This window comes from Catenuloplanes indicus (genome assembly GCF_030813715.1).
Lineage (GTDB): Bacteria > Actinomycetota > Actinomycetes > Mycobacteriales > Micromonosporaceae > Catenuloplanes > Catenuloplanes indicus.
In genome coordinates, this window is sequence record NZ_JAUSUZ010000001.1 from 5,732,014 (window position 1) to 5,755,366 (window position 23,353).

The 23,353-nt window shown below is 72.1% G+C and carries 23 protein-coding genes and 1 pseudogene; 14 read left to right on the forward strand and 10 right to left on the reverse strand.

Annotated features, from left to right (window positions below; all coding sequences use genetic code 11):
- Nucleotides 1–14: 14 nt before the first annotated feature.
- Together J2S42_RS25930 and otsB are read right to left on the reverse strand one after the other, a co-directional pair.
- Nucleotides 15–251 (reverse strand): hypothetical protein, encoded by a 237-nt coding sequence (locus J2S42_RS25930; RefSeq protein WP_307243121.1) that lies wholly within the window; start codon nt 249–251, stop codon nt 15–17.
- A gap of 243 nt (nt 252–494) precedes the next feature.
- Nucleotides 495–1,310, reverse strand: a complete 816-nt coding sequence (otsB, locus tag J2S42_RS25935; RefSeq protein WP_307243123.1) for a trehalose-phosphatase — start codon at nt 1,308–1,310, stop codon at nt 495–497.
- 485 nt (nt 1,311–1,795) lie between these two features.
- Here otsB and phoH2 point away from each other — a divergent pair, with 485 nt between their 5' ends.
- The 7 genes from phoH2 to J2S42_RS25970 all read left to right on the forward strand — a co-directional run bounded on the left by phoH2 (nt 1,796) and on the right by J2S42_RS25970 (nt 8,592).
- A complete protein-coding gene (gene phoH2 / locus J2S42_RS25940) occupies nt 1,796–3,067 on the forward strand; it encodes an RNA 5'-3' helicase PhoH2 (RefSeq protein WP_307249030.1) in 1,272 nt (423 codons plus the stop codon).
- Nucleotides 3,068–3,384: 317 nt separating this feature from the next.
- Nucleotides 3,385–4,116, forward strand: a complete 732-nt coding sequence (locus J2S42_RS25945) for an aggregation-promoting factor C-terminal-like domain-containing protein (RefSeq protein ID WP_307243125.1) — start codon at nt 3,385–3,387, stop codon at nt 4,114–4,116.
- 99 nt (nt 4,117–4,215) lie between these two features.
- On the forward strand, nt 4,216–5,028 hold the full coding sequence (locus J2S42_RS25950) for a S1 family peptidase (protein WP_307243126.1): 813 nt from the start codon (nt 4,216–4,218) through the stop codon (nt 5,026–5,028).
- A gap of 67 nt (nt 5,029–5,095) precedes the next feature.
- A complete protein-coding gene (locus tag J2S42_RS25955) occupies nt 5,096–5,728 on the forward strand; it encodes a rhomboid family intramembrane serine protease (RefSeq protein WP_307243129.1) in 633 nt (210 codons plus the stop codon).
- A gap of 81 nt (nt 5,729–5,809) precedes the next feature.
- Complete coding sequence (gene trpB, locus J2S42_RS25960; protein WP_307243131.1) at nt 5,810–6,943, forward strand: tryptophan synthase subunit beta; 1,134 nt, start codon at nt 5,810–5,812, stop codon at nt 6,941–6,943.
- Nucleotides 6,940–7,710: a tryptophan synthase subunit alpha gene (gene trpA, locus J2S42_RS25965; protein ID WP_307243133.1), complete on the forward strand. Its 771-nt coding sequence runs from the start codon at nt 6,940–6,942 to the stop codon at nt 7,708–7,710. The genes trpB and trpA overlap by 4 nt, the downstream gene beginning before the upstream one ends.
- A gap of 132 nt (nt 7,711–7,842) precedes the next feature.
- A complete protein-coding gene (locus J2S42_RS25970; protein ID WP_307243134.1) occupies nt 7,843–8,592 on the forward strand; it encodes a GntR family transcriptional regulator in 750 nt (249 codons plus the stop codon).
- A gap of 45 nt (nt 8,593–8,637) precedes the next feature.
- Here the strand turns inward: J2S42_RS25970 and glpX are convergent, their stop codons facing one another.
- A complete protein-coding gene (glpX, locus tag J2S42_RS25975) occupies nt 8,638–9,657 on the reverse strand; it encodes a class II fructose-bisphosphatase (protein WP_307243135.1) in 1,020 nt (339 codons plus the stop codon).
- Nucleotides 9,658–9,833: 176 nt separating this feature from the next.
- Between glpX and J2S42_RS25980 the strand changes: the two genes are divergently transcribed.
- The 3 genes from J2S42_RS25980 to J2S42_RS25990 all read left to right on the forward strand — a co-directional run bounded on the left by J2S42_RS25980 (nt 9,834) and on the right by J2S42_RS25990 (nt 12,155).
- A complete protein-coding gene (locus J2S42_RS25980) occupies nt 9,834–10,406 on the forward strand; it encodes a DUF4245 domain-containing protein (protein WP_307243137.1) in 573 nt (190 codons plus the stop codon).
- Nucleotides 10,407–10,504: 98 nt separating this feature from the next.
- Nucleotides 10,505–11,323, forward strand: a complete 819-nt coding sequence (locus tag J2S42_RS25985) for a hypothetical protein (RefSeq protein ID WP_307243138.1) — start codon at nt 10,505–10,507, stop codon at nt 11,321–11,323.
- Nucleotides 11,324–11,336: 13 nt separating this feature from the next.
- Nucleotides 11,337–12,155 (forward strand): hypothetical protein, encoded by an 819-nt coding sequence (locus tag J2S42_RS25990; protein WP_307243140.1) that lies wholly within the window; start codon nt 11,337–11,339, stop codon nt 12,153–12,155.
- Between the two features lie 437 nt (nt 12,156–12,592).
- Here the strand turns inward: J2S42_RS25990 and J2S42_RS25995 are convergent, their stop codons facing one another.
- The 3 genes and pseudogenes from J2S42_RS25995 to J2S42_RS26005 form a co-directional block, all read right to left on the reverse strand.
- Nucleotides 12,593–12,808, reverse strand: coding sequence for an exodeoxyribonuclease VII small subunit (locus J2S42_RS25995; RefSeq protein ID WP_307243143.1), 216 nt, complete (start codon nt 12,806–12,808; stop codon nt 12,593–12,595).
- Nucleotides 12,809–13,266: 458 nt separating this feature from the next.
- A pseudogene (gene xseA, locus J2S42_RS26000) lies at nt 13,267–14,439 on the reverse strand (exodeoxyribonuclease VII large subunit); the annotation flags it as partial.
- 252 nt (nt 14,440–14,691) lie between these two features.
- On the reverse strand, nt 14,692–15,201 hold the full coding sequence (locus J2S42_RS26005; protein ID WP_307243145.1) for a hypothetical protein: 510 nt from the start codon (nt 15,199–15,201) through the stop codon (nt 14,692–14,694).
- A gap of 86 nt (nt 15,202–15,287) precedes the next feature.
- Between J2S42_RS26005 and J2S42_RS26010 the strand changes: the two genes are divergently transcribed.
- On the forward strand, nt 15,288–16,265 hold the full coding sequence (locus J2S42_RS26010; protein ID WP_307243147.1) for a 4-hydroxy-3-methylbut-2-enyl diphosphate reductase: 978 nt from the start codon (nt 15,288–15,290) through the stop codon (nt 16,263–16,265).
- Here J2S42_RS26010 and J2S42_RS26015 read toward each other — a convergent pair.
- Entirely contained in the window at nt 16,222–17,394 is a 1,173-nt protein-coding gene (locus J2S42_RS26015; RefSeq protein ID WP_307243149.1) for a DNA recombination protein RmuC, read from the reverse strand. The genes J2S42_RS26010 and J2S42_RS26015 overlap by 44 nt on opposite strands.
- Nucleotides 17,395–17,529: 135 nt before the next feature.
- Between J2S42_RS26015 and J2S42_RS26020 the strand changes: the two genes are divergently transcribed.
- Genes J2S42_RS26020 through J2S42_RS26030 form a run of 3 tightly spaced genes read left to right on the forward strand, consistent with a single transcriptional unit; the run spans nt 17,530 to nt 19,720 of the window.
- Nucleotides 17,530–18,294 carry a DUF2076 domain-containing protein gene (locus tag J2S42_RS26020; RefSeq protein ID WP_307243151.1) on the forward strand — a complete coding sequence of 255 codons (765 nt, stop codon included), beginning with the start codon at nt 17,530–17,532 and terminating at the stop codon, nt 18,292–18,294.
- Nucleotides 18,295–18,339: 45 nt separating this feature from the next.
- Nucleotides 18,340–19,068 carry an MOSC domain-containing protein gene (locus J2S42_RS26025; protein ID WP_307243152.1) on the forward strand — a complete coding sequence of 243 codons (729 nt, stop codon included), beginning with the start codon at nt 18,340–18,342 and terminating at the stop codon, nt 19,066–19,068.
- Between the two features lie 46 nt (nt 19,069–19,114).
- Complete coding sequence (locus J2S42_RS26030; RefSeq protein ID WP_307243154.1) at nt 19,115–19,720, forward strand: hypothetical protein; 606 nt, start codon at nt 19,115–19,117, stop codon at nt 19,718–19,720.
- 23 nt (nt 19,721–19,743) lie between these two features.
- Here the strand turns inward: J2S42_RS26030 and valS are convergent, their stop codons facing one another.
- Genes valS through J2S42_RS26045 form a run of 3 tightly spaced genes read right to left on the reverse strand, consistent with a single transcriptional unit; the run spans nt 19,744 to nt 23,273 of the window.
- Nucleotides 19,744–22,284 (reverse strand): valine--tRNA ligase, encoded by a 2,541-nt coding sequence (gene valS / locus J2S42_RS26035; RefSeq protein ID WP_307243155.1) that lies wholly within the window; start codon nt 22,282–22,284, stop codon nt 19,744–19,746.
- Nucleotides 22,285–22,335: 51 nt separating this feature from the next.
- On the reverse strand, nt 22,336–22,914 hold the full coding sequence (locus J2S42_RS26040; protein ID WP_307243156.1) for a hypothetical protein: 579 nt from the start codon (nt 22,912–22,914) through the stop codon (nt 22,336–22,338).
- A complete protein-coding gene (locus J2S42_RS26045; RefSeq protein ID WP_307243158.1) occupies nt 22,911–23,273 on the reverse strand; it encodes a sigma-70 family RNA polymerase sigma factor in 363 nt (120 codons plus the stop codon). Before J2S42_RS26045 ends, J2S42_RS26040 begins: the two co-directional genes overlap by 4 nt.
- Nucleotides 23,274–23,353: the final 80 nt, after the last annotated feature.

A 23,353-nucleotide genomic window follows, 5' to 3' on the forward strand; every position in this document is an offset into this window, starting at 1 on the left:
CCTTGGCCCATATTTCACCATTCAGCGGCATCGTCGGTACGTTCACCGCGGGCCTCCGCTTTTGTGTCCGGCATGGCGGCGGGGAGGGCGGTGGCGTTATGCGGAGCCAGCAAGTTCCAGGAAAAATATGATGATATTTCGGGTGTGGAGCGCCCGAGCTTGAGCCCTCGGCTGGTGTCACCAAGCTTGATCGTGGATCTCGTGTCGCGAATCGCTGTCATGCGGTGCTCGAAAGCAATGATCTGGTACACGAGGCCCACACCTCCGGTGCGGCCTGCCTCGCATGACTGAGGGCCGGTCTGGTCGCAGCAGGGAGTAGAGCCCGGCGGGCACGGAGCGGAACATGGTCATATCTCGGGCGGGATAAAGTCCGGCTCGCGCGTTGCGCGCCGGTGGTGCCGGGTGCCGCCGGTGGCGCTGCTGGCGCCGGTGGCTGCCGGTGGTGGGTGGCTGCCCGTGACTGTGGGTACCGCCGGTGGGGCCTGGCCGGGCGGTCAGGAGGCGGCGTTGGCCTGGAGGATTTTGACGGCGTCGGCGAGGAAGGTGCCGACGGCGACCGGGGACTCGATGGTGAAGTCGGCCGCGTCGGAGACCTCCTGGCCGGTTTCGTCGGAGCTGGCGACGGCCACGCAGACGCCGAGGAAGCCGGGCTCGACGGCGGTGCGGGCGCGGAGCGCGTCGAAGGCCTTGATGTCGGAGACGTCGTCGCCGAAGTACCACGCGCAGCCGACGGAGAGGACGGCCTCGCTGATCACGAAGCCCTTGTCCCGGTCGACCGGGGGCTTGAGCTCGATGACCTTGCGGCCGAGTTGGACCTTGAGGCCGCGGCGCTCGGCCTCGGCGTGTGCCCAGGACTCGATCTCGGCGGCATGCTCCGGGGTCTTGCGCCAGTGCAGCGCGACCGAGAGGCGCTTGAACTCGACGTAGGCCTTGTCGCCGAGGGCGGTGCGCGCCTCGGACGCGACCTCCTCGACCACCGGGACCCAGGGGAGCGCGGCCGGCTCGGTGACCGTCTCGCCCTTGCCGTGGCTGCGCTCCAGACCGTACAGCCCGAACAGGTCGACCTCGGAGAGCGTGCCGAAGCGGGCGCGCAGGAAGTCGACCGGGCGCGCGGAGACGATGGCGACGCGGCGGACGAGACGGGAGAGTGCGTCGAGCGCCTCGAGCACCTCGGGCACCGGCTGGGACGCCTCGGGGTCGTCGGTGATCGGCGACAGGACGCCGTCGAAGTCGAAGAAGAGAGCGCAGTCAGCCGCACGGCTCGCGGTGGCCTGCCAGGCCTCGGTGGGGGTTACTCGGTTCGACGACACGCCGGTCAGCGTACCCGCAGAAATCCGTCACGACCGAGTGAACAGGGGCTCATTCACTGCGCCGAAAATCAGTCTTGACACTACGTGAATGTCTTCACTCATCGCTGGCCAGCATCTACGCGGCGGGAAAACGTAACCTTGCGCATCTGGTCGTAGTCGCATTGTGCAGTTAGCGTCTTACTCACGGCACGGGGTTTTCCCGAGCCGGCCGGCCCGGCCCGGACCTGCGACGGAGTGCGCCACGGGGCCCGCATCCGACCCCGTGACATGCAAGGGCCACCGGTGGAGGCGGATTGCGGGTGGGGTTCGGGTGCACGCCCGTTCGGAGCAGGCCTGTGACGATTCGTCCAACCACTTCTCGGGCCGATCACGACCCGACCGCCCTCCCCGTGTCCGAGTCCGCAACCGACGCCGGTGAACACCACGAGGCGGCGGGAAACTCGGACGGGGAGCCTCCTCAAGCCCGATCCACCCAGGTCTTCGTCCTGGACACGTCGGTGCTGCTGTCCGATCCCGCGGCGTTCCAGCGCTTCGCAGAGCACGAGGTGGTCCTGCCCCTCGTCGTGATCACGGAGCTGGAGGGCAAGCGCAGCCATCCGGAACTGGGCTGGTTCGCCCGGCAGTCGCTGCGGCTCCTCGACGATCTGCGGGTGAAGTACGGGCGGCTGGACCAGCCCGTGCTCGCCAACGACGCCGGGGGCACGCTGCGTGTCGAGCTGAACCACTCGGACGACTCGGTCCTGCCGCACGGCTTCCGGAACGAGTCGAACGACGCCCGCATCCTCTCGGTGGCGCTCAACTTCGCGGCCGAGGGCCGCGAGGTGACGCTGGTCTCCAAGGACATGCCGCTGCGGGTCAAGGCGGCGTCCGTCGGCCTGGTGGCGGACGAGTACCGCCACGGTCAGGCGATGGACGCGACCTGGACCGGCATGGCCGACCTGGAACTGTCCGAGGACGAGGTGCAGCGGCTCTACTCCGGTGCGGCGCTCGAACTGGACGAGGTGGCGGGAAAGCCGGTGCACACCGGTCTCGTCGTGCACTCGCCGCGCGGCTCCGCGCTGGCGCGCGTGATGCAGGACCGGACCGTGAAGCTGGTCCGGGGCGATCGGGAGGCGTTCGGGCTGCGGGGCCGGTCCGCCGAGCAGCGGATCGCGCTGGACCTGCTGCTGGACGAGTCGATCGGCATCGTGTCGCTGGGCGGCCGGGCCGGCACCGGCAAGTCGGCGCTGGCGCTCTGCGCGGGCCTGGAGGCCACCATGGAGCGGAACCGGCACAAGAAGGTGGTGGTCTTCCGCCCGCTCTACGCGGTCGGCGGTCAGGAGCTGGGATATCTGCCCGGCTCCGAGTCGGAGAAGATGTCGCCGTGGGCGCAGGCCGTCTTCGACACGCTCGGCGCGGTGGTGCACGAGAACGTGATGGAGGAGGTCCTGGCGCGCGGCATGCTCGAGGTGCTGCCGCTGACCCACATCCGCGGGCGGAGCCTGCACGACGCGTTCGTCATCGTGGACGAGGCGCAGTCGCTGGAGCGGAACGTGCTGCTGACCGTGCTGTCCCGGATCGGTCAGGGGTCGCGCGTGGTGCTCACCCATGACGTCGCGCAGCGTGACAATCTGCGAGTGGGTCGTCACGATGGGGTCACGGCCGTGATCGAGGCGCTGAAGGGTCACCCGATCTTCGCGCACGTCACGCTGACTCGCTCCGAGCGGTCACCGATTGCTGAGGTGGTCACTGACCTGCTGGAGGACATCCCACGATAGAGGGTCTAGATCAACTGGGATATGTCCGCATCTGAAGGCTTTCACGGTGTGGCACATCTCACAAATGCGGGCCAGGATTTCACTTAAGCCTTGCGCTGGGTGAGGGTGTTCGACGGGCGTCCGTCGAGACCCTCGCTGCCGGAGACCGTCTTCCGGCCCACCCGGACCGTTCCGATCCGGGTGGCAGCGGGGCCGGCTCTGTCGAGTCGGGGACGCTTGCGGCGTGGATCCGTCACGCTCCGTGGTTGGCCATCGGGTGCCGATCCGGGCGGCTGATCTCCGCGTCGCGTCCTTGCCCCCGACGAAGGGACCCCTTCGTGAGTCCGCTGTGGAGCCGTTACGGTGTCCGCTCGGCGTCCGTCGCTCTGCTGCTCTCCGGAGTGGTCGGCGGCGTGTACCTGAGCCAGGACCGTGAGATTCAACAGCAGAGCGTCTCCGCACAGGCCGAGTTCGAGGCCACGCTCGCGGAAGAGCAGTACATCAAGGACCGGCACGCCGAGTACACCAAGGTGCACGCCAAGGAGGCCGAGTCCGCGCGGCTCGCCGCCGAGAAGGCCGCCGAGACCGCGCAGGCCGCCGCCAAGCGTGCCGCCGCCGCCGAGGAGTCCGCCAGCCGCAAGGCCGAGCGGGAGAAGGCGGCGAAGGAGGCCGAGGAGAAGCGGAAGGCCGAGGAGGAGGCGGCGGCGAACGAGGACGCCTCCGAGCCCGCGGCGTTCGCCGGTCCGATCCCCGAGTCCTGCGGTGAGTACAGCGGCAACCGCGCCACCGGCTGCGCGATCATGCTGGACTCCGGCTTCGGCATCGATCAGTTCCCCTGCCTGGACAAGCTGTGGACGAAGGAGTCCGGCTGGAACCACCAGGCACAGAACCCGAGCTCCGGCGCTTACGGCATCCCGCAGTCCCTGCCGGGTAGCAAGATGGCGTCCGCGGGCAGCGACTGGGAGACCAACCCGGCGACGCAGATCAGCTGGGGCCTCGGCTACATCAAGGGCCGCTACGGCACGCCCTGTGAGGCCTGGGCGCACTCGCAGAGCGTCGGCTGGTACTAGAAGAACGCCGAGAGGGGCGCGCGGGCGGTTCGCCCGCGCGCCCCTTCGCTTTGCCGGATTTGCGGCAGGCGGCGCATTCGCCCACTTATGCTGCCTGAGATGCGGCACAGCACGAGCAAGACCCTTCGCCGGTACGGATGGCAGCGCGCGCTCCTCGTACCCCCGCTGCTGGTGGCTCTGTTCCTGAGTGCGTCCCCGGCCGCGGCCGGGCGGCACGACCTGGAGGTGGTCGGCGGCGAAGCGGCCCGCACCGGCCAGTTCCCGTGGGTGGTCCGGGTGTCCGCCGGATGCGCCGGCACGCTGATCGCGGCGCGCGTGGTGCTGACCGCCGCGCACTGTGCGGCCGGCCTGCCGGTCGACGGGATCGCGGTCACGGCCGACACGGTGGATCTGGACGCGAAGCGGTCCCGGGAGGCCCGGGTGGTCCGGATGATCGTCGCGTCCCGCTACCAGCAGGTGACCGAGGGGGACGACTGGGCGCTGCTGCAGCTGGACCGCCGGCTGAACCTCCCGACGATCACGGTGAACGACGCGCCCGGGTACGACGCCGGCCGGTTCACCGTGATCGGCTGGGGCGCGACCGGCGAGGACCAGGCGCAGCAGCGCACCCTTCGGTACGCCGAGGTGCCGCTGGTCGCCGACCGTACCTGTGTGAGCGCGTACCGCGCGGCCGGCTACACGTACCGCCCGGACGAGATGCTCTGCGCCGGCTACGTCGCGGACGGCCGGCGCGACGCCTGCTACGGCGACTCCGGCGGGCCGCTGGTCCGGCGCGACGCCTACGGTGCCTGGCGGCAGATCGGCGTGGTGAGCTGGGGGATCGGCTGTGCGCGGCCGGGCCTGCCCGGTGTCTACACGCAGCTGTCGGCGCACGCGCGCGAGCTGCGCGAGGCGCTGGCCCGGCTGCGTTGATGCGCAGGCGCTGTGACCTCGGCCGCCCGGCTGGCGAACCGTGCGACCGCCTGTAACCCTGTGATGTGTGAGCAACTACGCGGACCAGGAAGCCGCCGCCCGCTTCGGCACCGACGCGTTCTACGCCTCGATCGGCCGGGCGTTCGTCGCGATGTGTGCGGTCGTCCCGCTGCTCTTCGTCATCGAGGCGCTGGACGTGTTCCTGCGGCTCGGTCTGGACTACTCGCTGGGCATCCTGCCGTACCACGTGGAGGGCCTGGACGGCATCGTCTTCGCCCACTTCCTGCACGCGGACTGGGACCACCTCTACGGCAACAGCATCCCGCTGATCCTGCTCGGCACGTTCGTGCTGGCCGCGGGCGGTAAGCGGTTCATCTGGTCGACCGCGTTCATCATGGCGGTCTCCGGCGTCGGCGTCTGGTTCACCGGCAGCCCGGACACCGTGGTGGTCGGCGCCAGCGGCGTCATCTTCGGCTACCTCGGGCTGCTGTTCACCCGCGGCATCGTGGAGCGCAGCTGGTGGAACCTCGGCGTGGTGCTGCTGATCGGCCTGCTCTACGGCTGGTCGCTGCTCGGCATCCTGCCCACCACCAGCACGGTCTCCTGGCAGGGGCACCTGTTCGGCCTGCTCGGCGGCGCGGTCGCGGCCATTCTGTTCCGCCGGCGCCGCGGCATGCCATCCGGCTACGACCTGGATTGAACTCACCCCTCAATTGTTCTAGAACTGTTGCGGAAGATGTGACACACTTCCGCAAGAGTTCTATAACTGTGGGGGTGTGGCATGGGCGTGATGAGCGAGCCCGCCGAGCGCGGGCGGTTCGGTGAGTTCGGCGGCCGGTTCGTGCCGGAGAGCCTGATCCCGGCGTGTCAGGAGGTGGAGGCCGCGTTCCGGGACGCGTGGGCCGACGACGGCTTCCGCAAGGACCTGGACGAGCTGCTCGCCGTGTACGCCGGGCGGCCGACCCCGGTCACGCCGGCCCGCCGACTCTCCGCGGAGCTGGGGCTGACGCTGCTGCTCAAGCGCGAGGACCTGGCGCACACCGGAAGCCACAAGATCAACAATGTGCTCGGGCAGGCGCTGCTCGCCCGCCGGATGGGGAAGCGGCGGCTGCTCGCCGAGACCGGCGCCGGTCAGCACGGCGTGGCCGCGGCCACCGCGGCCGCGCTGCTCGGGCTGGAGTGCGTGGTCTTCATGGGCGAGCGCGACATCGAGCGGCAGGCGCCGAACGTACACCGGATGCGCATGCTCGGCGCCACGGTCGTGCCGGTGGGCAGCGGCAGCCGCACGCTCAAGGACGCCACGAACGAGGCCATGCGCCGGTGGGTGGCGGACACCGCGGAGGCCTACTACTGCATCGGCTCGGTGATGGGCCCGCACCCGTACCCGTGGATGGTCCGGGAGTTTCAGCGGGTGATCGGCGAGGAGGCGCGCACCCAGGTCGAGCGGGTGCCGGACGTGGTGGTCGCGTGCGTCGGCGGCGGGTCGAACGCGGCCGGCACGTTCGCCGGTTTCGCGGACACGAGCGCGCGGCTGGTCGGCGTGGAGGCGGCCGGCGGCGCGGCGATGACCGGTGGCTCCCCGGGCGTGCTGCACGGGCACCGGTCGATGGTCCTGCAGGACGCGCACGGGCAGATCGCGGAGGCGTCGTCGGTCGCGGCCGGGCTGGACTACCCGGGCGTCGGGCCGGAGCACGCGCACCTGGGCGCGATCGGCCGGGCGACCTACGCGACGGCCGGCGACGACGAGGTGATCGAGGCCGTGCACCGGCTGGCCCGGACCGAGGGGATCATCCCGGCGCTGGAGTCGGCGCACGCGCTCGCCTGGATCGTCCGCAGCGCCGGGGACCTGGCCGGGCTCACCGTCCTGATGACGCTCTCCGGCCGGGGCGACAAGGACATGGAGATGTTCCAGTGATCTTCGCCGACAACACCACCAAGAAGCTCGTGCCGTACGCGACCGGCGGCATCACCCGCGACTGGGCCGACTGCCTGCGCGCCTATCAGGACCACGGTGCGGACGCGATCGAGATCGGCCTGCCGTTCTCCGACCCGATGCTGGACGGGCCGACCATTCAGGAGGCGTCGGACCGCGCGCTGGCCCGGGGCGCCACGCTCGACCGGATCCTCGCGGACCTGGCCGGGTTCCGGGCCGAGGTGCCGCTGATCGTGATGACCTACGCGAACCTGGCGATCCGGCCCGGGTTCGCCGCCCGGCTCGCCGAGGCCGGCATCTCCGGCCTGATCGTGCCGGACGCGCCGCTGGACGAGGTGGCGCCGATCCGGGACGCGGCGAACGCGGCCGGGCTCGACCTGATCCCGCTGGTCGCGCCGTCCACCCGGCCGGACCGGCTGCGCGACATCGCGGCCGGTGCGCAGGGGTTCGTCTACGCGGTCTCGGTGCTGGGCACGACCGGCGAACGGGACCGGCTCGACGCGGCGGCCGGGCCGCTGGCCACGGCCGTGCGGGCGCTGACCGAGCTGCCGGTGCTGATCGGGTTCGGCGTCTCCACGCCGGAGCACGCGGCCGCGGCGGTCACGCACGCGGACGGGGTGGTGGTGGCGTCCGCGCTGATGCGCCGCCTGCTGGACGGCGCGTCCCCGGCCGAGCTGGGCACGATGACCGGCCGCTTCCGGGAGGCGATGGGGTCCGGGAACGGCGTGCGCGTCCGGGAACCGGTGTAGGCGTGCCGGTTCGTCCCGGCCACCGCGGAACCGGTGCCCGCGGGAGCACGCTGACCGGACCACGCCGGAAGTGGGAAGAGCAGGCATGTGACCTTGGTCTTGGCCTCCGCCGGAGGCGCTAGTGTCTGGCGGGTGGAGACGCGGGAGCGGCGGGAGCCGAAGTATCTGACGATCGCGGCCGACCTGACCGCGAGGATCCGGGCCGGGGAGTACGCGCCCGGCTCCGCGCTCCCGCCGCAGCGGGAGCTGAGCGCGGCGTACGGCGTCACGCTCGCCACGCTGCGCGCCGCGCTGGCCCGGCTGGAGTCGGACGGGCTGCTCAGTCAGCAGGCCGGGCGCGGCACGTTCGTGGCCGAGCCGGCCGCGGCGTACCAGCTGGACTCGCTGCGCAGCCTCGCGGACGACCTGCGCGAGCAGGGCCACGTGGTCGGCACCGACCTGATCGGCATCGCCGCGCGCAAGGCACCGGCCTGGGCCACGGACGCGCTCGGGCTGCCGGCCGGCGAGCGGATCACCCGGGTCGAGCGGGTCCGGCTGATCGCCGGCCGGCCCGCGCTGCACCAGGTGTCCTGGGTCCGGGCGCCGTACGGTGCCGCGCTGCTCGGCGTCGACTTCGCCCGGACCTCGCTCTACCACGCGCTGGCCGAACAGGGCGTGGTCGTGCACCGGGCCCGGGAGCGGCTGCGCCCGGCGCTGCTGGACGCGCCGGTCGCCACGCTGCTGCGCCAGCCGGCCGGCACGCCGGTGTTCCTCAGCGACCGGGTCACGTTCGGCCTGGACGACGTGCCGGTGGTGATGGACCGGGCGACGATCCTCGGCACGGTCATGGAGATCCGCGCGGAGCGCGCCGCCTCCGGTCTGTCGCTGCGCTGGCACGCCTGAGCGGGTTCCGCCGGCCGCGCGGAGCGGCGAGCGGAACCCGGTACGTCAGTCGGCCAGCGGGATCTGGCCGTTGAAGTCGACCGAGGAGTAGTGGGCCAGCTTCTCCAGCCGGTGGAACGAGTCGATGGTCCGGATCGTGCCGCTCTTCGACCGCATCACGATCGACTGGGTGTACGCGCCACCCGACCGGTAGCGCACGCCCTTGAGCAGGTCACCGCTGGTCACGCCGGTCGCGACGAAGAAACAGTTGTCGCCGGTGACCAGGTCGTCCGTGGTCAGCACCCGGTCCAGGTCGTGGCCGGCGGCCAGCGCCTTCTCCCGCTCGGCCCGATCCTGCGGCCACAGCTTCGCCTGGATCTCGCCGCCCATGCACTTCAGCGCGCAGGCCGCGACGATGCCCTCCGGTGTACCGCCGATTCCCATCAGTACGTCGACCTCGGCGTTCTCCCGGGCGGCGGCGATCGCACCGGCGATGTCGCCGTCCGAGATGAACCGGATCCGGGCGCCCGCGTCGCGGACCTCCTTGATCAGGTTCGCGTGCCGCGGCCGGTCCAGGATGCAGACCGTCACGTCCGAGACGCCGCCGCCCTTGACCTTCGCGATCCGGCGCAGGTTCTCCTGCACGCCGGCCTCGATGTCGATCACCGCGGCGTACTCCGGGCCGACCGCCAGCTTCTCCATGTAGAAGACCGCGCTCGGGTCGAACATCGCGCCGCGCTGTGCGGCGGCCAGCACCGCGATCGAGCCGGGCATGCCCTTCGCCATCAGCGTGGTGCCGTCGATCGGGTCGACCGCGACGTCCACCTCCGGCCCGGACTGGTCGCCCACGACCTCGCCGTTGTAGAGCATCGGGGCGTTGTCCTTCTCGCCCTCGCCGATCACCACCACTCCGCGCATCGAGATGGAGTTGATCAGCTTGCGCATGGCGTCGACGGCCGCGCCGTCCCCGCCCTCCTTGTCGCCCTTGCCGACCCATCGGCCGGCGGCCATGGCGGCGGCCTCGGTCACCCGGACCAGTTCGAGCGCCAGGTTGCGGTCGAGATCCTGCGGAATGTTGGCGGTCATGCGGCCTCCTCGCTACGTTGCGGAGTCGGTCGATCGCCTTACGCTGTGCGTTGGGGCGTCTTCACCCGATCCTGGCACGTATGTTCCCCGCAGGGACAGAGGCGCCGGCAGTGGTCTCGGTCGCGCCCGGGTGTGCCGGATGACGGCACCCCACCCGGATCCGTCAGGATGGTGACGTGGACGCGGACCAGAACAGCTCCCCGGCGGTGCCGGCCCCGGCGGCCCCGGCGGCCCCCGTGGCCCGGCGTGAGCGCAACTGGAAGGACATGGTCCTGTCGCTGGCGGTCATCATGGTGCCGCTCGCGCTGATGGTCGCGTACTACCAGTTCTTCCTGGACGGCGCGGACCCGATCGTGCGGGACGTCACGCCGGCCGTCGAATCCGCACGCGCGTCCGGCGCGTTCCCGGTCCTGGCGCCGACCGGGCTGCGCGCGGAGTGGAGCGCGACCACCTCCAGCTTCGGCACGGTCGAGGGCGGAAAATCACTGCGCATCGGGTACGTCAGCCCGTCCGGCGGTGCGGCCCTGCTGGTCGAGAGCTCGGTCCCGGCCGAGACGCTGCTCCCCGCGGAACTCACCACCAGCGCCCGTCCCGGCGAGCCGGTGACCATCGACGGGCAGCAGTGGCAGTCCTACTCGGCGCGCGCGGCCGAGACCGCGCTGGTGCTGCTCACCCCGGATCGCACCATTGTGATCGTCGGCACAGCCGAGCCCGCCGAGCTGCGCGAACTGGCTGACAGCCTGGCCTGACCGCCGCGTACCCCGGCAAAAATCCCGAAAATCTGTCACACCCCGTCGGTACGGTGCTCCCAGCTTTCTTCCAGCACTCTCTGATGGAGAAGTCCATAGTGAAGATTTCACGGGGTTCCCTGGCCGGTGTCGCCGTCATCGCGATCGCTCTCGGCGGCTGCGGCGCGGAGCCGGGCGCCGATCCGGCCGCCGCGCCGGCCTCGGCCACCGCCCCGGCCGTTCCGGCCGACCCCAAGGCCGCGCTCGCCGCGTCCGTCAACGCGATCAACATCGACACGCATTACGCGTTCACCGCCGACTCCGCGGGCATGAAGACGTCCGGCGTCGTGCACGGGCCCAGCCGGTCCATGGCGCTCACCTCGACGATGACCGAGGAGCCGGGCTTCAAGCTGGAGCTCTACTACACCGAGCCGCACGCCACGTACCTGCGTACCGATGTCTTCGCCGTGCTCGCCGCGGCGTTCGGCGGCGGCACCGACAAGCTCACGCCGCTCGGCCTGGACGGCAAGAAGTGGCTGATGTTCGACCCGGCCAAGGCGCCGGAGTTCACCGGCATCTCGTTCGCGGACACCGACCTGGCCGACGTCGCCGAGCCGCTCGGCAAGGGCCTGGTCTCCGCCGAGCAGACCGGTCCCGGGCAGTACAAGGGCGTGGCCAACCTCTACGACCACACGCCGGGTGAGTACGTGCTGACCCAGGAGGGCTCCACGCCGGACGACAAGCTCAAGGCCGTGCCGTTCACCGCGACGCTCGACGACCAGGGCCGGCTCACCTCCCTCGTCTACGACCTGGCCGGCACGCCGCTCACCATCACCATCTCCGAGTACGGTGCGGCCGCCGCACCGGCCAAGCCGGCCGGCACCGACGTGGTCGAGGCCACCGACGAGACGTACGCGCAGCTCAACAGCGAGTCCTGAGGTGGATGCAGACATGCGTCAGTCAATCACCGCGGTCACCGCGGCCATTACGCTGTCGGCCCTGCTGGCCGGCTGCGCCAACCTTCCCGCCGGGGGCGCCGCCGCACCGGCCCCCGCGGTCTCCTCCGCGCCCGCACCAGACCCGAAGGCCGCGCTCGCCTCCTCGTTCGCCGCGATGAGCGAGGGCCGGTACGCCTACGACATCTCCTACGACCCCGGCATGGGCGGCACGGTGCTGGTCGACAACGAGACCGGCTCCGTGCACGCCACCGTCACCGTCGCCGGTGACGCGGACGAGTCGATGACGTTCGAGTACCACATCACGCCCGAGTTCCTGTTCATGAAGATGGACATGCGCCAGCTCCTCGGCGACCTGGGCGGCGCCGGCCGGATCCCGGAGGGCCTCGACGGGCAGAAGTGGCTACGGATCGACCCGGACCAGGCCGGCGGCCTGACCGAGGCGATGGACCAGATCGCGCTGGACCCGGCCTACGTCGAGCGCAGCATCCGGACGATCCAGCAGAACACCCCGCACACGTTCACCGGCACGATGGACCTGACCGCGCTCAGCCCGAGCAAGTTCGGCACCCTCGACCAGGACCCGGACACGAAGATCTTCGAGGACGCCGCGAAGAACGTGCCGTTCCGCGCCGAGACCGACATGGACAACCGCATCTCGGTGTTCCGGGCGGACGTCAAGGTCGGCGCCGAGCGGATGACCATGACGATGACCTTCCGCGACTGGAACCGGATCGGCTTCCCGCCGGTCCCCGGCCCCGGCACGTACGTCGACCCGCCGGCCGGCTTCTCCGGCCAGGACATCACCACCTGACCCACTCCGGTGCGGGCGGCCGCGGCCGCCCGCACCGCGGGGAAGTCCATGCGCGGCACCACCTCAGCCGCCCCCGTCCGGGCCGCGGCTCTCGCCGTCACGCTGACCGGACGCACCGCCGATGACCCGCGCTCCGTCGCCGCGGACGTGACGGTCACCGGCACGACGACGGTAGCCACGGCACGCTGCCGCCGGTCACCGCCGCGGGCGCCTATGCGGACGCGCCGGAGTTCCGCTACGCGCTGGACCTCTCCGGCACCCGCTGACGGCCGGCCGCCACCACCGGCCGTCGGTTCGCCTCCGCCACCGGTTCGTCTCCGCCCCCGGTTCGTCTCCGCCCCCGCGTGAAGGGGCCGCCTCCGGCGGCGGTTGCCGGTGGGCGGCAGCGGCTCGCCGTCGTGCGGTGGCAGTTCGCCTCCGCCGCACGACGGCGACGCTCACTGCGTGCGGGCCTCGCGGGCCGCGTCGAGTTTGGCGCGGGCGCCGTCGAGCCAGCGCTGGCAGAGCGCGGCCAGTTCCTCGCCGCGTTCCCAGAGCGCCAGGGATTCCTCCAGGGAAGTGCCGCCGGCCTCCAGCCGTTCGACGACACGGCCCAGTTCCTCGCGCGCCTGCTCGTAGCTCATCTTCGGCGGCGTCTTCTGCTCGGTCGTCATGCGCTGTCCTTCCGGGACTTCGAGGTGGTCTCGCCGTCGGCGGCGGTCCGGGCGGCCGGTGCCTTGCGCGGCGGCTTCGCCTTCGGCGTGGACGCGCCGGTGCTCCGGGCGCTCGCGGCGGTGCCGGGAACGGCAGCCCCCTCACCGCCGGAAGCCGCGGTCGTGGTGGTCTTCCTGCGCCGCGCCGGTGCGCCGGCGGTGGTGACGTCTCCGGCGGGCGTGGCGTCCGCGGCCGGGGTGCCGTTCCCGGTGGTGGTGGCGTTTCCGGCCGAAGCCGCGTTTCCGGCCGGGGGCGCGTTTCCAGCGGCAGTGTCGTCGCTGGCGGGCGCGGCGTCTGCGGTTTGGGTGGCGTCCCCGGCGCTGGTGTTCCGCGCGGTGGTGGCGGGCTCGCGGGCTGTGGTGTCCGCGTCGGAAGCGGAGTGATCGCCGGGTGTGGTTGCCGCATCGGGAGCGGAGGGCTGGCCGGGGGTGACGACTGCGGGGAGGGAGGCAGTGGTGAGGCGGATGGTGAGGGGGGTGCCGGGGGTGGCGTCGTCAGGGGTGCGGATGACGTGGCCGTCGGTGGTGCGCTGGACGATGGCGTAGCCGCGTTGGAGGGTGGCGGCGGGGGAGAGCGCGCGGAGCCGGGCCAGCGTGTGGGTGAGGCCGGTGGTGGCGGTGCCGAGGCGGTGGGCGAGCGTGCGCTCGGCGCGGTCGCGGAGGGCGGCGACGTCGCCGGCGCGCTGGTCGATCATCACGTGCGGGCGGGCCAGGACCGGGCGGGAGCGCCAGGCGTCGATACGCTGGGACTCGCGATCGAGGCGGTGAGTGACGGCACGGTCGAGGCGGTGGCGGGCCAGCGCGATCAGGCGCTGCTCCTCGGTCAGGTCGGGGACCAGGCGTTTCGCGGCGTCGGTGGGGGTGGAGGCGCGCACGTCAGCCACGTAGTCGAGCAGTGGTGTGTCCTCCTCGTGGCCGATCGCGCTGACCACCGGCGTGCGGGCGGCGAAGACGGCGCGGCACAGTGCCTCGTCGGAGAACGGCAGCAGGTCCTCGACGCTGCCGCCGCCACGGGCGATCACGATGACGTCGGTGCCGGGGTCCTCGTCGAGCACCTTGAGCGCGTCGAGGATCTGCGGTACGGCGGAGACGCCCTGGGTGGCCACGTTGATCACCCGGAAGTCGACGCCGGGCCAGCGGCGGCGCGCGTTGGTCAGCACGTCGCGCTCGGCGGCGGACGCGCGGCCGGTGATCAGGCCGATGCGCTGCGGCAGGAACGGCAGCCGTCGTTTCCGCTCGCGGGCGAACAGGCCCTCGGCGCCGAGCAGGCGCTTCAGCTTCTCCAGCCGGGCCAGCAGCTCGCCGAGGCCGACCTGGCGGATCTCGTCGGCGCGGAAGCTGAGCGTGCCACGAGCCGCGTAGAACTCCGGTTTCGCGCGGAGCACGACGCGGGCGCCCTCGGACAGCTCGGGCGCGCCGACGCTGAGCACCTCGTGGCTGGTGGTGACGGTCAGACTCAGCTCCGCGGCCGGGTCGCGCAGCGTGATGAACACCGTGCCGCTGCCCGGGCGCCGGTTGATCTGCGCGACCTGGCCGTCGACCCAGACCCAGCCGAGCTTGGCGATCCAGGCGCTGACCTTCTGGCTGACCACCCGGACCGGCCACGGCTCCTCCGCCGTGCTGGCGCCCGGAGCACCGGTCGCACCGACGCCGTTGCGTGGCGCGGTGCCCGTCGTCGGTTGCGGCCCGGTCTGTGTCACCCCCACACCCTAGAACCCACCCCCGACATTTCCGCCCGCCCGGGGGTTCGTGGTGACCACCCACCGGACAGGCAGGGAGGCCGCCCGCGGCCGACCGGTGCCCGCGGGAGCATGCGGACGGCGACCACGCCGGAAGCGGGTACATCAGTCTCTGGACAAGCGGACCGCGACCGTGACCAGGGCTGCGCAGGCGAGGCCGCAGTAGGCCCAGAACAACAGGTCGGCGGCCGCGTGGCCCCAGTCGGGACGCCACGGTGCGTCCGCCAGCGCGGCGCGGGCGAGCGGCACCGTCTCGCCCGGCGCGGTCTTGTGCGTCGCGTGCAGCGGATAGCCGCGGCGCAGCGTGTAGGAGAACGCGGCCACCGAGCCCTGCTCGCGGACCAGCAGCGACGACGCGGTGCCGGCCAGGCCGCCGAGGACCGCGGTGAGCAGCGTCCAGCGGTTGAGCACTCCCCAGCGGGCCGCGTAGAGCAGCAGGGCGCCGCCGAGCAGGTAGCCGGTCGCGAGCACGACGAGCCGCGGGCTGGTGACCGAGGTGGCGGACATGAAGAGCAGCCAGCCGCCGGCCAGCATGCTGAGCAGGGCCAGGCTGCGGCGGAGCGCGATCGGAATCGCCGTGCCCAGCGCGGCCAGTTTTCCCTGTTCGTCCGGCATGAGGCTATTTTGTGCCCCGGCGGAATCGGTGTGGGGCAGAACGCACGACCGCGGGAGACGCGGCGGACGTGCGTACCATGGCGGGTGTGAGCGAGACGAGCCGTAAGCGGGTCCTGCTGGCCAAGCCGCGTGGCTACTGCGCGGGTGTGGACCGGGCGGTGCAGACCGTCGAGGAGTCACTGAAACTCTACGGCGCCCCGATCTACGTCCGGAAGCAGATCGTGCACAACAAGCACGTGGTCAGCTCGCTGGAGGCCAAGGGCGCGATCTTCGTGGAGGAGAACGAGGAGGTGCCGGAGGGCGCCACCGTCATCTTCTCCGCGCACGGCGTGGCCCCCACGGTGCACGAGTCCGCGAAGGCGCGGAACCTGCGGGCGATCGACGCGACCTGCCCGCTGGTGACGAAGGTGCACCACGAGGCACGCCGGTTCGCGGCCGAGGACTACGACATCCTGCTGATCGGGCACGAGGGCCACGAGGAGGTCATCGGCACGGCCGGTGAGGCCCCCGCGCACGTGCAGCTGGTCGACGGACCGGACGGTGTGGACAAGGTCACCGTGCGTGACCCCAGCAAGGTCGTCTGGCTGTCCCAGACCACGCTCTCCGTGGACGAGACGATGGAGACCGTGGCCCGGCTGAAGACGAAGCTGCCGCTGCTGGTCTCGCCGCCGAGTGACGACATCTGCTACGCCACCTCAAACCGGCAGCACGTGGTCAAGGAGATCGCGCCGGACTGCGACGTGATGATCGTGGTCGGCTCGACGAACTCGTCGAACTCGGTGCGCCTGGTCGAGGTCGCGCTGCAGTACGGTGCGAAGGCGGGCCACCTGGTGGACTTCGCGCACGAGATCCGGGACGAGTGGCTCGACGGCGTGACCACGGTCGGCCTGACCTCCGGCGCCAGCGTGCCGGACGACCTGGTGATGGACGTGCTGAAGCACCTGGCCGCGCGCGGCTTCGGCGAGGTCGAGGAGATCCTGACGGCGGAGGAGCGGCTGACGTTCTCGCTGCCGCAGGAGCTCAAGCGGGATATGAAGAAGGCCGCGGCTCTTCAGAACTCGTGATCAGCTCCGGCGCCTGCGGCTGACGCGGCGCCACCTCGATCTGCGCGGGCGTCTCCAGCGGAGTGCGGGAGACGCCCAGGTCGGCCAGCTTGCGCGCGCTCACCAGCACGCGTGACTCCAGCGACCCGACCGCCCGGTTGTACGCGGTGACCGCACCCTCGAGTGACGAGCCGAGCCGGGTCACGTGGTCGCCGAGCGTGGACAGCCGGCCGTAGAGCTCGCGCGCCACACCGTGCACGATCGTCGCGTTCCGGGTCAGCTCGGAGTGCCGCCAGCCGTGCGCGATCGTCCGCAGCAGCGCCATCAGCGTGGCCGGGGTGGCCAGCACGACGTTCCGGGCGAACGCGTGCTCCAGCAGCATCGGGTCGCGTTGCAACGCCGCGTCCAGGAACGTGTCGGCCGGTACGAACAGCACCACGAAGTCCGGCGTGTCGTCGAACGCGGCCCAGTACGACTTCGCGGCCAGCGCGTCGACGTGCCCGCGCAGGTGCCGGGCGTGCGCGTCCAGCGCGGTGTCCCGGCTGCGCTCGTCCCGGGCCTCCATCGCGGTCAGGTAGCCCTCGAACGGCGCCTTCGCGTCGACCACCACGGTACGGCCGCCGTGCAGCCGGACCACCAGGTCGGGCCGGACCGTCGCGGTGTCGGTCGCGGCCGTGACCTGCTCGGCGAAGTCGCAGTGCTCCAGCATGCCGGCCGCCTCGACCACCCGGCGCAGCTGGTGCTCGCCCCACCGGCCGCGCACCTGCGGCGCCCGCAGCGCGGCGACCAGCTGCTTCGTCTCGGTCTGCAGTCCGCCCGCGACCGCGTTCATCGCCCGGACCTGTTCGCGCAGCTCCGCGTACGCGTCGACGCGCTCGTGCTCCAGTTCGGCGACGCGCTGCTCGTAGCGGCGCAGCGCGTCGTGCAGCGGTGCGACCGCGCGGGCCACCGCCTCCTGGGACTGCGCGGTCGACTCGAACGACAGCGCGCGCAGCGACGCCTCCAGCCGCTGCTCGCCGTCCCGGGTGGCGTCCAGCGTCGCCTCCAGCCGAGCCAGCTCGGTGGCGGCGCGCGAGCGGGCCAGAAGCCAGCCGAGCGCACCGCCGGTTCCGAGACAGACGATCACCACGACCACGGTCGAGAGCTCCATTCCATCGAGGATGCCCCAGCCGGCGCTCGCGGGCCGGTACCGCCACGGCGGTTATCCGAAGAATGATCGGTTTCAGGAGATTCACAGCCCCGGTGACCTGAGCAGGGCTCGTATATCGGAGCTACCGTTCATCTCATGGAGTTCGTGCTGGTGCTGTTGCTCGTCGTGATGATCGGCGGTTTCGTCCTCTACTGGCAGCGGTCGAGCGCGTCCCGCAGGGAGCGAGAGCTGGCCGACGCGCGCGCCGACGCGCAGCGGTGGTACGAGCGGCTCGGCGGCCAGGTGATGAACCTGCACGGTGACGAGCCCGCCGCCCGGCAGGCGCTGGCGGACGCGTCCGAGCGCTACAACGCGGCCGGTGGCCAGCTCGACCAGGCCCGCACGACCACGCAGTTCCAGCTGGCCCGGGAGACCGCGCTGGAGGGCCTGGCCTACATCCGGGCGGCCCGGGTCGCGATGGGCATCGACCCGGGGCCGGAGGTGCCGCAGCTCGCGGCCGCCCGCGGCGCCGGGACGCTGACCAAGGAGCGCGAGGTCAGCGTGCAGGGCCAGACGTTCAAGGCAGGGCCGTACTCCAGCCCGCAGACGCCGTACTACTACCCGGGTGGCCGGGTGAACGGCCGTCCGGTGCCGCAGGGGTGGTACTCGACGCCGGTCTGGAAGACCGCGCTCGGCACCGCGGCCGGCGTGGTCGGCGGCATGCTGATCTTCGACGCGCTGTTCTCGCCCGCGTTCGCGGACCCGGGCATGGCCGGCTTCGACGAGGGCTACTCCGACGGTTACCAGGAGGGTTTCGAGGACGGCGGCGGCGAGTTCGACGGCGGCGGTGACTTCGGCGGCGGCGGTGACTGGGGCGGCGGCGGTGACTTCGGCGGCGGTGACTTCGGGGGTGACTTCTAGGCGTGCCGGTTGACAGCCTCACCCCGGCTCGACAGGGTGGGGCTGGTGACGCACGGGATCGAGGTCGGCAGGGTCGCCGCACTGTGGCGCTACCCGGTCAAGTCGATGGCCGCGGAGCCGCTGGACCGCGCGGACCTGGGGTGGCACGGCCTGGCCGGTGACCGCCGCTGGGCGTTCGTCCGGGACCTGCCGGCCCGCAACGGCTTCCCGTGGCTGACCATCCGGGAGAAGCCGGATCTGCTGCACTACCGCCCGTGGCCGGCCGAGCCGGACCGGCCGGACGCGTCGCCGGTGCTGGTCGCCACGCCGTCCGGGGAGAAGCTGGACGTCGACGATCCCGCGCTCGCGGCCGAGCTGGGCGACGGCGTCCGGGTGATGAAGCTCAACCGCGGCCTGTTCGACTCCGCACCGCTCAGCGTGCTCAGCACCCAGTCGGTCGACGCGCTGTCCCGGCTGCTCGGCGACGCGGAGGTCGACCCGCTGCGGTTCCGGCCGAACCTGTTGATCGAGGCCGTGGACACCGCGCCCGCGTTCCCGGAGGAGGCGTGGATCGGCGCGACGCTGACCGTCGGCGGCGCCCGCCTGCACCTGGACCGGCGGGACAAGCGCTGCATGATCGTGAACGTGGACCCGGTCACCGCGCGCCGCGACCCGGGCATCCTGCGCGCGGTCGCCCGGCAGCGCGACGTGTGCTTCGGCGTCTACGCCTCGCCGGTCGAGCCCGGGCCGGTCGCGGTCGGCGATCCGGTGGTGCTGACCGTCCCGGAACGGTAGGGCCAGCAGGATGGCCCGGCCCGCCGCGACTTGGCAGAGTCGGCGTGTGACTCATCCCCGGTACATCGCCGCCCTCTCGCTCGGCATCGCGCTGCTCGCGGTCATGGTGTCGAACCTGGTCTGGGACGACACCGGCCGGCCCTGGGCGAACGCGATCCTGGTCCCGGCCGCGCTGATCGTCGCGTCCGGCGCGGTGCTGCTGACCCGGCGCGGCGTCGCGTTCCTCGGCTACCTGGTGCTCTGCGCCGGCCTGATCACCGGCACGGTCGGCGTGCTGCTGATCGCGAAGAGCATGGGCTGGGGCTGGCCGCTGATGGTCACGCTGCCCTGCCTCGCGGTCGCCGGCACGTACCTCTGGGCACCGGCCCACCCGGTCGCCCGCGCGCTGCACCGCACGATCGCCGGGCTGGCGCTGCTCGGCGCCACGGTCGGTCCCGCGTTCTTCCTGTTCCGGGTGGACCTGCCCGGCTGGCCGGAGCGGTGGTGGGCGCTGTACATGATCGCGGCCGGGGCGGTGGTGCTGGGCAACGCGCTGGAGCTGGCCCGGCACCGGATCGGCTACCGCCTGCAGGGCGCCACGCTGCTGGCCGGTCCCGCGCTGGTCACGATGCTGCTCGGCGTCCGGTTCCTGACCGGGGCGCTGCCGCTGTAACGGGCACCCCGGTCAGGGGACGGTCAGAAGGCACAGGCGATGACCAGATCGGGGGTACGGTCCGGCAGCCGGTCCAGCTTCGCGATGTGCGCGGCGGCCCGCAGGTCGCCCTCGACCAGTGCCAGCCGGTCCAGCACGTCCGCCGGGCCGAGCGCCTCGGCCAGCGGGACCTCCGCCTTCATCGACAGCCTGCGCTCCGACTTGGCCCGCCGCACCTGGGACAGCGCGTCACCGGCCAGCCGGAGCAGCGCCGGATCGCCGTCGGCCGGCAGCTCGTGCACGGTCGGCCAGGGCGCGCGGTGCACGGAACCGTACCGCCACCACGACCACGCCTCCTCGGTCGCGTACGGCAGGAACGGCGCGAACAGGCGCAGCTGCGTCTCGAGCGCGGTGGCCAGCGCGGCCCGGGCAGAGACCGCGGCCGGCCCGTCGCCGTACGCCCGCTCCTTGACCAGCTCGATGTAGTCGTCGCAGAACGTCCAGAAGAACGTCTCCGCCGTGGTCAGCGCGCCGGTGTGGTCGTAGCCGTCCAGCGCGTCCGTCGCGGTCCGGACCACGGCCGACAGCGCGGTCAGCATCGCCCGGTCCAGCGGCTCGGTCACCGGCTCGCGCAGCGCACCGGCCGCGCCCAGCCCGAGCACGAACTTGGACGCGTTCAGGATCTTCGTGGCCAGCCGCCGGCCGACCTTGATCTGCCCGGGGTCGAACGCGAGGTCGGTGCCGGGCCGCCCGCTGGCCGCCCAGTACCGCACCGCGTCCGAACCGTGCTGTTCGAGCAGCGCGATCGGGGTGACCACGTTGCCCTTGGACTTCGACATCTTCTTGCGGTCCGGGTCCAGGATCCATCCGGAGAGGACGGTGTCCCGCCAGGGCAGTACGCCGTGCTCCAGGTGGGACCGGACGACCGAGGAGAACAGCCAGGTCCGGATGATCTCCTGACCCTGCGGCCGGAGGTCCATCGGGAAGACCCGGGCGAACAGGTCCTCGTCCCGCATCCAGCCGCCGACGATCTGCGGCGTGAGCGAGGACGTGGCCCAGGTGTCCATCACGTCCGGGTCCGCGATGAAGCCGCCGGCGCGTCCACGGTGAACTTCGACATAACCGGGCGGACACTCGGAAGAGGGATCAATCGGCAACGCGGACTCGTCCGGTGTGAGAGGGTTGTCGTAATCCGGCTCGCCAGCGTTGTCGAGCCGGTACCAGACCGGGACCGGCACGCCGAAGAACCGCTGCCGGCTGATCAGCCAGTCCCCGGTCAGGCCGCCCACCCAGTGCTCGTAGCGGTGACGCATGTGGCCCGGCACCCAGTTCAGCTCGCGCCCGCGGTCCAGCAACTCGTCGCGCAGGCGCGCGTCCCGGCCGCCGTTGCGGACGTACCACTGCCGGGTCGCGACGATCTCCAGCGGTGACTCGCCGTTCTCGTAGAACTTGACCGGGTGCGTGATCGGCCGCGGCTCGCCGGTCATCTCGCCGGACTCGGTCAGCAGCCGGACGATCTCCTTGCGCGCGGCGTTGACGGTCAGGCCGGCGAGCGGCGCGTATGCCTCGTGATCCAGGCCGCCGGGCAGCAGCCGGCCGTCGCGGCCGATCACCACGCGCGTGTCCAGCTGCAGCTCACGCCACCAGGTGACGTCGGTCAGGTCGCCGAACGTGCAGACCATCGCGATGCCGGTGCCCTTGTCCGGCGCGGCCAGCGGGTGAGCGTGCACCGGGACCTCGACGCCGAACAGCGGTGTGGTCACCGTACCGCCGACCAGGTGCCGGTATCGGTCGTCGTCCGGGTGGCAGACCAGCGCGACACACGCGGGCAGCAGCTCCGGGCGCGTCGTGTCGATCGGGACGTCGCCGCCGGGGCCGTGGAAGACCAGCCGATGGTACGCGCCGGGACGCTCGCGGTCCTCCAGCTCGGCCTGCGCGACCGCGGTCCGGAAGCCCACGTCCCACAGCGTCGGCGCGTCCGCGGTGTACGCCTCGCCACGGCGCAGGTTGCGCAGGAACGCGCGCTGCGACGCGGCCCGCGCCGCCTCGCCGATCGTGGTGTACGTCAGCGACCAGTCGACGGACAGCCCGAGGCGCCGCCACAGCGCCTCGAACGCCTGCTCGTCCTCCGCGGTCAGCGACGCGCACAGCTCGACGAAGTTCCGCCGGGAGATCGAGACCGGGTGCTTGCGGGCCTCCGCGGAGATCGGCCGGACCGGTGGCGTCCACGCCGAGTCGTAGGGCAGCGCCGGGTCGCACCGGACGCCGAACACGTTCTGCACCCGGCGCTCGGTGGGCAGCCCGTTGTCGTCCCAGCCCATCGGGTAGAAGACGGTCTTGCCGCGCATGCGCTGGAACCGGGCGACCGTGTCGGTGTGCGTGTACGAGAAGACGTGGCCCATGTGCAGCTCGCCGGATACGGTCGGGGGAGGCGTGTCGATCGCGTACACGTCGGCGCGGTCCTTCGACCGGTCGAACGCGTACGTCCCCTCCTCCTGCCAGCGGCGCGACCAGGTGTCCTCGAGCCCGTCCAGCGACGGGCGCTCGGGGACGCCGGCGCGTGCGAAACGCTCCGTGTCCGTCATGCGCCAAGGGTACGGCCGCCCGGCCGCCGGACCCCACCGGATTTGCGGCGGTCAGCTCGCGGCGGACAGGTCCCGCACCATCGGGTCGCCGGACGCGCCGGGGAACCAGAAGACCACGATGGACGGGTCCTCGCTCCACGGCCACAGCCGGGCCACCCGGTGCTCGCCGCCGACCCGGCCGGTGATCCGGTCCGCGCGGCCCACGTGGTAGCCGAACACCGCGCCGGTCTCGCCCGGCACCGAGAACAGGTGGAAGCCGGGCGCGCGATCCGACACGGCCTCGTCCTGCACCACGAACGACGCGCCCATCGCCCAGCCGGTCCGCAGCCGCAACCGCCCGTCCCCGGCCGGCTCCAGCGCGAACGCCCGGCCGTCCGCCGCGCCGGTGCGGATCATGACGCCGGCGGCCGGGATGGCGGCCGTGACCGGCGGGTGCGGCGCCGGTGACCGGTACAGCGCCGGCACCGCGGCGCCCACGGCCAGCACCGCCGCGGCCGCGCCCGCCATCACCAGGCGGCGGCGCCGGCGCAGTCGCCGTCCCTTTGCGACGATCACGCCGAGGTCCAGCGATCCGGCGTCCGCCCCGAGCGGCTCGCGCAACTCCCGGCGCAGCGCCTCCAGATCCGTCACGTCAGCCCTCCCTTCAGCGCCGGCTCGCCGATCCGCGAGCGCAGCTTCTGCAATGCCCGCGCGTTCGTGCTCTTCACGGCGCCGACCGTGACGCCCAGCTCCTCCGCGACCACGACCTCGGTCAGGTCGAAGTAGTGCCGGAGCACGATCACCATCCGTTCCCGCGGCGTGAGCAGCGCGAGCGCGTCGGCCGGCCAGCGGCGGCGGTTCACCTCACCGGCCACGCCCGTGGACTCCGGCCGGTCGGGCGGCTCCGCGGTGGCGTACTCCCGGATCGGCCGCCGCCAGCCGTCCCGGACGTGGTTGACCAGGACCGCCGGAGCGTACGCGTACGGGTCCTGCGCCGGATCCGCCGCCACGCCGCGTACGTGCGGACCAGCGCCGTCTGCGTCGTGTCCTCGGCCCGGTGCCGGTCGCCGGTGAGCAGAAGGGCCGCGTG

Bases quoted from the DNA above. Each gene is read 5' to 3' on its own strand.
- J2S42_RS25950 (WP_307243126.1), top strand. From the start codon at position 4,216: ATGCGGCACAGCACGAGCAAGACCCTTCGCCGGTACGGATGGCAGCGC.
- trpB (WP_307243131.1), top strand. From the start codon at position 5,810: ATGGGCGTGATGAGCGAGCCCGCCGAGCGCGGGCGGTTCGGTGAGTTC.
- glpX (WP_307243135.1), bottom strand. From the start codon at position 9,657: ATGACCGCCAACATTCCGCAGGATCTCGACCGCAACCTGGCGCTCGAA.
- J2S42_RS25990 (WP_307243140.1), top strand. From the start codon at position 11,337: ATGCGTCAGTCAATCACCGCGGTCACCGCGGCCATTACGCTGTCGGCC.
- J2S42_RS25995 (WP_307243143.1), bottom strand. From the start codon at position 12,808: ATGACGACCGAGCAGAAGACGCCGCCGAAGATGAGCTACGAGCAGGCG.
- J2S42_RS26005 (WP_307243145.1), bottom strand. From the start codon at position 15,201: ATGCCGGACGAACAGGGAAAACTGGCCGCGCTGGGCACGGCGATTCCG.
- J2S42_RS26015 (WP_307243149.1), bottom strand. From the start codon at position 17,394: ATGGAGCTCTCGACCGTGGTCGTGGTGATCGTCTGTCTCGGAACCGGC.
- J2S42_RS26020 (WP_307243151.1), top strand. From the start codon at position 17,530: ATGGAGTTCGTGCTGGTGCTGTTGCTCGTCGTGATGATCGGCGGTTTC.
- valS (WP_307243155.1), bottom strand. From the start codon at position 22,284: ATGACGGACACGGAGCGTTTCGCACGCGCCGGCGTCCCCGAGCGCCCG.